Source organism: Yersinia aldovae ATCC 35236, assembly GCF_000173735.1.
In the GTDB taxonomy this organism is placed as follows: Bacteria; Pseudomonadota; Gammaproteobacteria; order Enterobacterales; family Enterobacteriaceae; genus Yersinia; species Yersinia aldovae.
The window spans coordinates 139,083-148,369 of the sequence record NZ_ACCB01000004.1; the positions used below are offsets into that span (position 1 = coordinate 139,083).

The window sequence follows — 9,287 nt, forward strand, 5'->3', positions numbered from 1 at the left end:
CGTTTTTAGTTGTTCTGATAGATGTCTTTATACAGGCGACTTTCGAAGCGAACCAACGGCGCGCGACGATTCTTTTGATCTTCAGGTGGCACGGCGTAACCGGATAAGAACTGCACGAATGCCATACGTTGGCCACTGGCGGTAGTAATAAATCCGGCCAGGTTGTACACCCCTTGTAATGCGCCGGTTTTAGCTGATACTTTGCCGTCAACCCCCGCTTCATGCAGGCCACCACGATAACGCAATGTCCCATCATAACCTGATAATGGCAGCATTGAGATAAAGTTAAGTTCCTGATCGTGTTGAGCAATATATTGCAAAGCCTGCATCATGGTGGCGGGCGATATCAGATTATGGCGCGATAATCCCGATCCATCCACGACAATACTGTTACCGAGATCGACACCTGCTTTTTGGCGCAAGACTTGGCGCACCGCATCGGCCCCTGAGCGCCAGGTACCCGGCACACCAAACCGCTGATGACCAATAGTTCTAAATACGGTGTCAGCAATCATGTTGTCAGACTTTTTCAGCATGATTTTGAGTAAATCGTGCAGGGGGGCTGATTGTGCTTGAGCTAACACAGTTCCAGCGGCATTAGGTGTCGTCTGACGGCGTAAACTGCCATCAATTTGGATGTCAGCCTTTTTCAATTCATCTTTCAAAATAGCACCGGCATAGCTGGCCCCATTTTGCACCGCAAAAGCTAATGGCAACGGCTCACTGCGCTGTGTCAGGCAACCGGTCAGCGTAAAGCGGTTCAATTCACCGGGTACCACATCCAATTCGCAATATTGCGCATCCGGCGAACCTTTAGCCAATGTGCGCACTTCACTGAACATTTGCACCGGGTAATAGGATGCGACTCGGATAAATGCCATCTCCCCCGGCGTGGGTGCGCTGTAAAGGGACACTGAAAAGCAGTTACGATCAACAATTGCAGCGGCAGGTGGTGCGCTGAAACATTGCGTCATATCGTTCCACGGCCAGCCGGGGGCTTTGTCATGGCTGGCAAACACTGAGGTGTCGATAATCAAATCCCCTGCAATCTGCCTGACACCTGCTTTTCTTAACGTTGCCACCATATTACGCAACTGTTGGCGTGTTAAAGTGGGATCGCCATCAAAACGTGCAATTAAATTGCCGCGCAGAACACCATCGCTGATCGAGTCGTGGCTCTCCAGCGTAGTATTGAAGCGAAAATCTGGGCCAAGCTGTAATAATGCTGCTAATGCTGTCAGGACTTTTTGTGTACTGGCGGGTAGTGCCATCTGCTGGGCGTGATAATCTATTGCAGGCGTGGTTGCCCCGATTTTTTGTACCACTAATGCAAGATTTGCCCCATCAGGCAGATACTGTGTGTAATTTTCGACCTGAGCTGCATTGGCACTCGAAATACTGATATTGATCGCAATAGTGCAAGCCAATCCGCTGACAATTCGTGAAAAATGCATAATTTCGGTATAACTGCTGGATAATGTGTTGCCATACTACGGTGCAACGAGGGCGAAAGTAAACGATGACCCTAAAGGAACTCTACGTTAAAATGCATATCAAAATGCAGAATTGATCCTGACTTGGGGTTTTGGCTCCGGGGTTGGTTTTTTTTGTTTATCGCCTGGAGGCGGGTAGGGTATCAGGCTAACCGCATTTTCATTCGAAAACGTTAGGATGACGGTTTTTTGAACAGGATAGATTTAGAGGTATTTAAAAGATGAAACAGATTCCGATGACGGTAAATGGCGCAGAGAAACTGCGTGAAGAACTGGATTTTTTAAAAGGCGTTCGTCGCCCTAAAATTATTGCTGATATCGCTACAGCCCGTGAACATGGCGACTTGAAAGAAAATGCGGAATATCACGCAGCCCGTGAACAGCAAGGGTTCTGTGAGGGGCGAATCCAGGAAATAGAAGCTAAACTTTCTAATGCACAAGTGATTGATATCACCAAGATGCCAAACAATGGTCGTGTGATCTTTGGTTGCACTGTACGGGTGCTAAATGTGGATTCAGAAGAGGAACAGCATTACCGAATTGTAGGTGACGATGAGGCTGATTTTAAAAAAAATCTTATTTCAGTTAACTCACCTATTGCTCGTGGCCTGATTGGTAAAGAAGTCGATGACGTGGTCGTTATTCGTACCCCAGGCGGCGAAGTGGAATATGAAATTCTTAACGTAGATTATGTGTAATACTGGCTCGCCTAAGCCGTAAAAATAGGTTGTTTATAAGAAATAAAGTTGTAAAGAAAAGTAAAAGGCCGCGTGCGGCCTTTTATCAGAACAAAGTGCATGGCACCTTTTCTCTAAAACATACGTCATTAACGCGGTAAAATAATCTTGCGCTCTTTTGCCGGACGGTAGAGCACTAATATATTACCGATGATTTGGACGTTAACGGCACCGGTCTCACGCACGATAGCATCAGCAATTAGGGCCTTGGTTTCACGCTCTTCAGCCGTGATCTTAACCTTGATAAGCTCATGATGTTCAAGCGTTTGTTCGATTTCAGCCAGCACCCCTTCGGTTAACCCGTTATTGCCCAGCATCACTACTGGTTTTAACGGATGGGCCAGGCTTTTGAGGTGTTGTTTTTGTTTGTTATTCAGATTCATCGTCTTTTTTGCTTAAGTTGGGATTGAAAACGGTTCATTCTACCGCCATCTCATGTGTATCACCAAATCGGTCTACGCCGAGAGGGAGTTTACGCGAGCTAAGCAATAGATGCGCGGGCTCTTAATTAAGATAGTTGGAAAAGAGATGTCTAATAAAAAGCGTTCGGCCAGTTCCAGTCGCTGGCTACAAGAACACTTTAGCGATAAATATGTCATTCAGGCGCAGAAAAAGGGGCTACGCTCCCGTGCCTGGTTTAAACTTGATGAAATACAACAGAACGATAAACTTTTCAAACCCGGTATGACAGTAGTCGACTTAGGCGCTGCACCCGGAGGTTGGTCCCAATATGCTGTAACCCAGATTGGCGGTAAAGGGCGGGTCATCGCATGTGATCTTCTACCAATGGATCCTATCGTTGGTGTCGATTTCCTTCAGGGCGATTTTCGTGATGAACTGGTTCTGAAAGCTTTACTTGAACGTGTTGGGGATAAAAAAGTTCAGGTGGTCATGTGTGATATGGCCCCGAATATGAGTGGTACTCCGGCAGTCGATATACCTAAATCAATGTATCTGGTTGAATTAGCTTTGGAAATGTGTCGTGATGTACTTGCACCAGGCGGAAGTTTCCTGGTGAAGGTGTTCCAGGGAGATGGCTTTGATGAATACCTACGGGAAATTCGCTCCCTGTTTACGAAAGTTAAGATTCGTAAGCCAGACGCTTCTCGTGCGCGATCGCGTGAAGTGTACATTGTAGCGACAGGGCGGAAACTGTAGTACCCTAACGCTGTTTGTTAACACAGTTGTAATATGAGGTTAATCCCTTGAGTGACATGGCGAAAAACCTAATTCTCTGGTTAGTTATTGCAGTCGTATTGATGTCTGTATTCCAGAGCTTTGGTCCCAGCGAATCGAATGGCCGTAAGGTGGATTACTCTACTTTCATGTCCGACGTAACCCAAGATCAGGTTCGTGAAGCACGTATCAATGGACGTGAAATTAACGTCAGTAAAAAAGATAACAGCAAATACACGACCTTCATTCCGGTCAACGATCCAAAGCTGTTAGATGTCTTATTGACTAAAAATGTGAAAGTTGTTGGCGAGCCACCGGAAGAGCCGAGCTTGCTGGCGTCTATCTTTATTTCCTGGTTCCCAATGTTGTTGTTGATTGGGGTCTGGATCTTCTTTATGCGTCAAATGCAGGGCGGCGGTGGCAAAGGGGCAATGTCCTTTGGTAAAAGCAAAGCCCGAATGCTGACAGAAGATCAGATTAAAACCTCTTTTGCTGATGTGGCAGGTTGCGACGAAGCAAAAGAAGAAGTCAGTGAATTGGTTGACTATCTGCGTGAGCCAAGCCGCTTCCAGAAATTGGGCGGTAAAATTCCGAAAGGCGTGTTGATGGTCGGCCCTCCGGGGACAGGTAAAACCTTGCTGGCGAAAGCCATTGCAGGTGAAGCCAAAGTGCCTTTCTTCACTATTTCTGGTTCTGACTTTGTAGAAATGTTTGTTGGTGTGGGTGCATCCCGTGTTCGCGACATGTTTGAACAAGCCAAGAAAGCCGCACCTTGTATCATCTTTATCGATGAAATCGATGCGGTAGGCCGTCAACGTGGTGCTGGTTTGGGCGGTGGTCATGACGAACGTGAGCAAACACTGAACCAGATGCTGGTTGAGATGGATGGCTTTGAGGGTAATGAAGGCATCATCGTTATCGCAGCAACTAACCGTCCAGACGTGCTTGACCCAGCGTTACTGCGTCCGGGCCGTTTTGACCGTCAGGTTGTGGTGGGTTTACCGGATGTGCGTGGGCGTGAACAGATTCTGAAAGTCCACATGCGCCGCGTGCCTTTAGATACTGATATTGATGCTTCTGTTATCGCGCGTGGCACGCCTGGTTTCTCAGGTGCTGACCTGGCTAACCTGGTCAACGAAGCCGCACTGTTTGCTGCCCGTGGCAACAAGCGCGTCGTTTCAATGGCTGAGTTCGAGAAAGCGAAAGACAAAATTATGATGGGTGCGGAACGTCGCTCCATGGTAATGACGGAAGCGCAGAAAGAATCTACGGCATACCATGAAGCAGGTCATGCGATCATCGGTCGCTTGGTTCCTGAGCATGACCCAGTACATAAAGTGACCATTATTCCTCGTGGTCGCGCATTGGGTGTGACATTCTTCCTGCCGGAAGGTGATGCAATCAGCGCCAGCCGTCAGAAACTGGAAAGCCAGATCTCTACCTTATACGGTGGTCGTCTTGCCGAAGAGATCATTTACGGCCCGGAAAAAGTTTCTACCGGTGCATCGAATGATATCAAGGTTGCTACGTCTATTGCGCGTAACATGGTGACACAGTGGGGCTTCTCCGAGAAGCTGGGGCCGTTGCTGTACGCTGAAGAAGAGGGCGAAGTCTTCCTGGGGCGTTCAGTGGCTAAAGCCAAGCATATGTCCGATGAAACCGCGCGTATTATCGATCAGGAAGTTAAGCTGCTTGTCGAGCGTAACTATCAGCGTGCTCGTAAATTGCTGATGGAAAATCTGGATGTGCTGCATACCATGAAAGACGCGTTGATGAAGTATGAAACTATCGATGCGCCGCAGATTGATGACTTGATGAATCGCAAAGAAGTCCGCCCGCCAGCGGGTTGGGATGATGCGACTAAAACCAAAGCATCTGACAACGACAGTACGCCAAAGGCACCAACTCCGGTTGATGAGCCTAATACACCAACGCCAGGTAACTCTAATACCATGTCAGAACAGTTGGGCGATAAGTAAGTCTACTGTTGGCATCTATACTCTAAATAATTCGAGTTGCAGGAAGGCGGCAAGTGAATGAATCCCGATGAGTTGACGCCAGTCAATGATTCGGGTGACAAATCTGCTGGGAGCAGATTTGAACGCTGCTTGCAGTGGCCTCAACGAGGCGAGGCCCACGGACGGGCCGAGTAACGAGAGCAGCTAACGCACATGCAGCTTGAAGTATACCGAGTACAAAGCGTTGTGATTAATATAAACCTCGGGCTTGCCTGGGGTTTTTCTTTTTCTAAGATATAAAATTGAAGTGAATTGCCACTTTTAAGGTGCGATTACATGCAGTTAACTGCCAGAGATCGGATTTTGGATCTTTCTTACCCGCAAGTTATGGGGATTCTGAATGTTACCCCTGATTCATTTTCCGATGGTGGGCATCACAATAATCTTGATAAAGCACTACAACATGCCGAACTGATGCTATCAGCAGGTGCTACGCTGATTGATATTGGCGGTGAATCTACCCGCCCAGGTGCTGCACAAGTCAGTGAGCAAGAAGAGCTTGATCGGGTTGTTCCGGTGGTTGAAGCACTGGGCAAACGTTTTGATGTCTGGCTCTCTGTGGATACCTCTAAAGCCGCAGTGATTACCGAATCAGCTCAAGCAGGAGCCCATCTAATCAATGATATCCGCGCATTGCAGCAGCCAGGAGCACTTGAGGCTGCCGCTAATACCGGCCTGCCAGTGTGCCTGATGCATATGCAGGGGCAGCCCCAAAGTATGCAGCAGTCCCCTCATTACGATGATTTAATGGCAGACATCAATCAGTTCTTCCAGCATCATATTGAACGCTGCGTTGCGGCCGGTATCGCAAAAAGTAAATTGTTACTCGACCCAGGCTTCGGTTTCGGTAAGAATCTGGCGCATAATTACCAGTTATTGGCACGTCTGGCAGAACTCCACCATTTTGAGTTGCCACTGTTGGTCGGCATGTCGAGAAAGACGATGGTAGGCCAGATACTACATGTGCCGCCACAACAGCGGGTTACAGGGAGTGTCGCGTGTGCTGTAATTGCAGCGATGCAAGGGGCACAGATTGTCAGAGTGCATGATGTCAAAGAAACTGTCGAGGCGATGCGAATCGTTGAGGCAACACTTTTAGCGAAGGAATAAAGATAAATTATGAGTAACCGTAAATACTTTGGTACAGATGGCATTCGCGGTAAAGTGGGTGAAAGTCCGATTACGCCAGATTTTGTATTGAAGCTTGGCTGGGCCGCCGGTAAGGTTCTGGCTCGACATGGTTCTCGTAAAATTATTATTGGCAAAGATACACGTATTTCTGGCTACATGCTGGAATCTGCATTGGAAGCTGGCCTTGCTGCTGCTGGGTTATCTGCATCATTTACTGGCCCGATGCCAACGCCAGCGGTGGCGTATTTGACGCGAACCTTCCGTGCTGAGGCCGGTATCGTCATTTCTGCCTCTCATAACCCCTTCTATGATAACGGTATTAAATTTTTCTCAATTGATGGCACCAAACTGCCAGATGATGTAGAGGAGGCGATTGAAGCCGAAATGGAGAAACCACTAACCTGTGTGGAATCTGCCGAACTGGGTAAAGCCAACCGTATCGTAGATGCTGCGGGCCGCTACATTGAGTTCTGTAAAGGGACATTCCCGAGTGAACTCAGCCTAAATGCGCTGAAAATTGTGGTCGATTGTGCCAACGGTGCCACTTATCATATCGCGCCAAGCGTATTGCGTGAACTGGGTGCTACCGTGATTACTATCGGTTGTGAGCCAGATGGCATGAATATTAACGAAGAGTGCGGTGCCACAGATGTCCGTTTGCTGCAACAGCGCGTTATTGCAGAAGGAGCACATGTTGGTTTGGCATTTGATGGCGATGGCGATCGGCTGATGATGGTCGATCACGTCGGTAACAAGGTCGATGGCGACCAGATTTTGTATATCATTGCCCGTGAAGGCTTACGCCAAGGTCAGCTAAAAGGTGGTGCTGTCGGGACTCTGATGAGCAATATGGGGTTGGAGTTGGCGTTAAAACAGCTCGGAATTCCTTTCGAACGAGCCAAAGTGGGTGACCGCTATGTGCTGGAAAAAATGCAGGAAAAAGGCTGGCGTATTGGGGCAGAAAACTCCGGCCATGTAATTTTGTTGGATAAAACGACCACCGGTGATGGCATTGTGGCTGGTTTGCAGGTGCTGACGGCGATGGTGCGTAATGATATGAGCTTGCATGACCTGTGCAGCGGCATGAAATTGCTGCCACAGATCCTGGTCAATGTACGTTTCTCTGGTAACCACAATCCACTTGAGTCTGAAGACGTCGTGGCCGTCACTAAGCAGGTCGAAATTGATTTGGCCGGTCGTGGTCGTGTTCTGTTACGTAAATCGGGTACTGAGCCATTAATCCGAGTGATGGTTGAGGGTGACGCTGAAGAGTCACTGATTGCAGAAATGGCAAATCGGATTGCCGATGCAGTCAAAGCGGCAGGTTAATTAAGTTTAAATCAGCTTAATTGATTTTAAATGGGGGAATGGCGCGTCTCTTCCCCACGAAATTGCGCTGAAGTTGAATAACTTGACGATTTTTTCTGCAATTAAACCCATGTAATGAAATTGCCCTTGCGTGTACTATGCGCTTTGGTTAGTATTCACACCCGCTTAAGTGGGTGAATAAGTCCCCGCTGATGGGTGAGAAGCATTTAGCACGCGGTGAACCCGCAAGGATACAGGTACAACTATGTACGAAGCTCTTCTGGTGATTTTCTTGCTGATTTCGATTGGGCTAGTTGCTCTGATCATGTTACAGCAAGGCAAAGGCGCGGATATGGGAGCCTCATTCGGAGCAGGTGCATCTGCAACTCTGTTCGGTTCGAATGGTTCCGGTAACTTTATGACCCGCATGACGGCTGTATTGGCGACGCTATTTTTCGTCATTAGCTTGATTCTGGGTAATATGAGCACCAACCAGGGCCATAAAGGCAGCGAGTGGGAAAACCTGGGTCAGCCTGCGCAATCTGAGCAGACTACAGCACCGGTAGCTCCGGCTAAACCGAGTAGCGATATCCCGCAGTAATGTTTTGACAGCAGTCGCAGTAAAAAAGATAGAAAAAGAGTTTTAAAATGGTTGTGACGACTTGGACAGTAAAAACAACCAGTTGAATCAGTGCCGGGGTGGTGGAATTGGTAGACACGCTACCTTGAGGTGGTAGTGCCCGATTGGGCTTACGGGTTCAAGTCCCGTCCTCGGTACCAAATCAAATTAATAGACGTCAATGGGCGTCTATTTTTTCGTCTGTAGCTCACGTCCCCGTTGGTTTTCCTTGACCCTGTAAATCATTATGTGTAACTGCCACCCCTATTAATTAAAGGTGACCGTCAATGCGGTCGCCGAACTCGATAATAAAACGGCTCATCGCCAGCCGCCAGTTCTGGATCGGCATACTCCATTTTTTCGACGCCAACTGGATCGCAAGGTAAATCACTTTGCGCACCGAGTCATCTGTCGGGAACGCCTTACGTTTCTTGATTGCCTGGCGGATCACGCTGTTCAGCGACTCGATAGCATTCGTCGTGTAGATCGCTTTGCGGATATCCGGCGGGTAACCGAAGAACGTATTCAGATTCTCCCAGTGCGCACGCCAGCTTTTGCTGATCTGCGGGTATTTATCGTCCCAGAGGCCTGAGAAATCTTCCAGCGCCTGCAACGCGCCTTCTTCCGTCGGTGACTGGTAGACGGCTTTCAGCCCGCTGGTGACGCCTTTGTAGTCCTTCCATGACACGTATTTCAGGCTGTTACGCACCATGTGGATGATACAAAGCTGAACATGCGTTTGGGGATATACGCTGTTTATCGCGTCCGGGAAGCCCTTCAGGCCATCGACACAGGCAATCAGGAT

Annotated in this window: 9 protein-coding genes and 1 tRNA gene; 7 read left to right on the forward strand and 3 right to left on the reverse strand. The window is 48.3% G+C overall.

Going from position 1 to position 9,287, the window contains the following annotated elements; all coding sequences use genetic code 11:
* Nucleotides 1–5: 5 nt before the first annotated feature.
* Nucleotides 6–1,454 carry a serine-type D-Ala-D-Ala carboxypeptidase gene (gene dacB, locus YALDO0001_RS03455; protein WP_004699906.1) on the reverse strand — a complete coding sequence of 483 codons (1,449 nt, stop codon included), beginning with the start codon at nucleotides 1,452–1,454 and terminating at the stop codon, nucleotides 6–8.
* A 260-nt stretch (nucleotides 1,455–1,714) separates the two neighbouring features.
* Between dacB and greA the strand changes: the two genes are divergently transcribed.
* A complete protein-coding gene (gene greA, locus YALDO0001_RS03460) occupies nucleotides 1,715–2,191 on the forward strand; it encodes a transcription elongation factor GreA (RefSeq protein WP_004699909.1) in 477 nt (158 codons plus the stop codon).
* A 128-nt stretch (nucleotides 2,192–2,319) separates the two neighbouring features.
* Here greA and yhbY read toward each other — a convergent pair whose 3' ends face one another.
* Nucleotides 2,320–2,613, reverse strand: a complete 294-nt coding sequence (gene yhbY / locus YALDO0001_RS03465) for a ribosome assembly RNA-binding protein YhbY (RefSeq protein WP_004389225.1) — start codon at nucleotides 2,611–2,613, stop codon at nucleotides 2,320–2,322.
* 145 nt (nucleotides 2,614–2,758) lie between these two features.
* Here yhbY and rlmE point away from each other — a divergent pair, with 145 nt between their 5' ends.
* The 6 genes from rlmE (at nucleotide 2,759) to YALDO0001_RS03495 (ending at nucleotide 8,643) form a co-directional block, all read left to right on the forward strand.
* Nucleotides 2,759–3,388, forward strand: coding sequence for a 23S rRNA (uridine(2552)-2'-O)-methyltransferase RlmE (rlmE, locus tag YALDO0001_RS03470; protein ID WP_004699910.1), 630 nt, complete (start codon nucleotides 2,759–2,761; stop codon nucleotides 3,386–3,388).
* A gap of 56 nt (nucleotides 3,389–3,444) precedes the next feature.
* Nucleotides 3,445–5,385 carry an ATP-dependent zinc metalloprotease FtsH gene (ftsH, locus tag YALDO0001_RS03475; RefSeq protein WP_004699911.1) on the forward strand — a complete coding sequence of 647 codons (1,941 nt, stop codon included), beginning with the start codon at nucleotides 3,445–3,447 and terminating at the stop codon, nucleotides 5,383–5,385.
* Nucleotides 5,386–5,700: 315 nt separating this feature from the next.
* Nucleotides 5,701–6,534 (forward strand): dihydropteroate synthase, encoded by an 834-nt coding sequence (folP, locus tag YALDO0001_RS03480; protein ID WP_004699912.1) that lies wholly within the window; start codon nucleotides 5,701–5,703, stop codon nucleotides 6,532–6,534.
* A 9-nt stretch (nucleotides 6,535–6,543) separates the two neighbouring features.
* Entirely contained in the window at nucleotides 6,544–7,884 is a 1,341-nt protein-coding gene (gene glmM, locus YALDO0001_RS03485; protein ID WP_004699914.1) for a phosphoglucosamine mutase, read from the forward strand.
* 244 nt (nucleotides 7,885–8,128) lie between these two features.
* A complete protein-coding gene (gene secG, locus YALDO0001_RS03490; RefSeq protein ID WP_042547633.1) occupies nucleotides 8,129–8,464 on the forward strand; it encodes a preprotein translocase subunit SecG in 336 nt (111 codons plus the stop codon).
* Nucleotides 8,465–8,556: 92 nt separating this feature from the next.
* Nucleotides 8,557–8,643, forward strand: a tRNA-Leu gene (locus YALDO0001_RS03495).
* 110 nt (nucleotides 8,644–8,753) lie between these two features.
* On the opposite strand, the gene YALDO0001_RS03500 is transcribed toward YALDO0001_RS03495, so the two are convergent.
* Nucleotides 8,754–9,287: IS256 family transposase (locus YALDO0001_RS03500; protein WP_042839349.1), on the reverse strand; the 534-nt coding region annotated here is incomplete at its 5' end.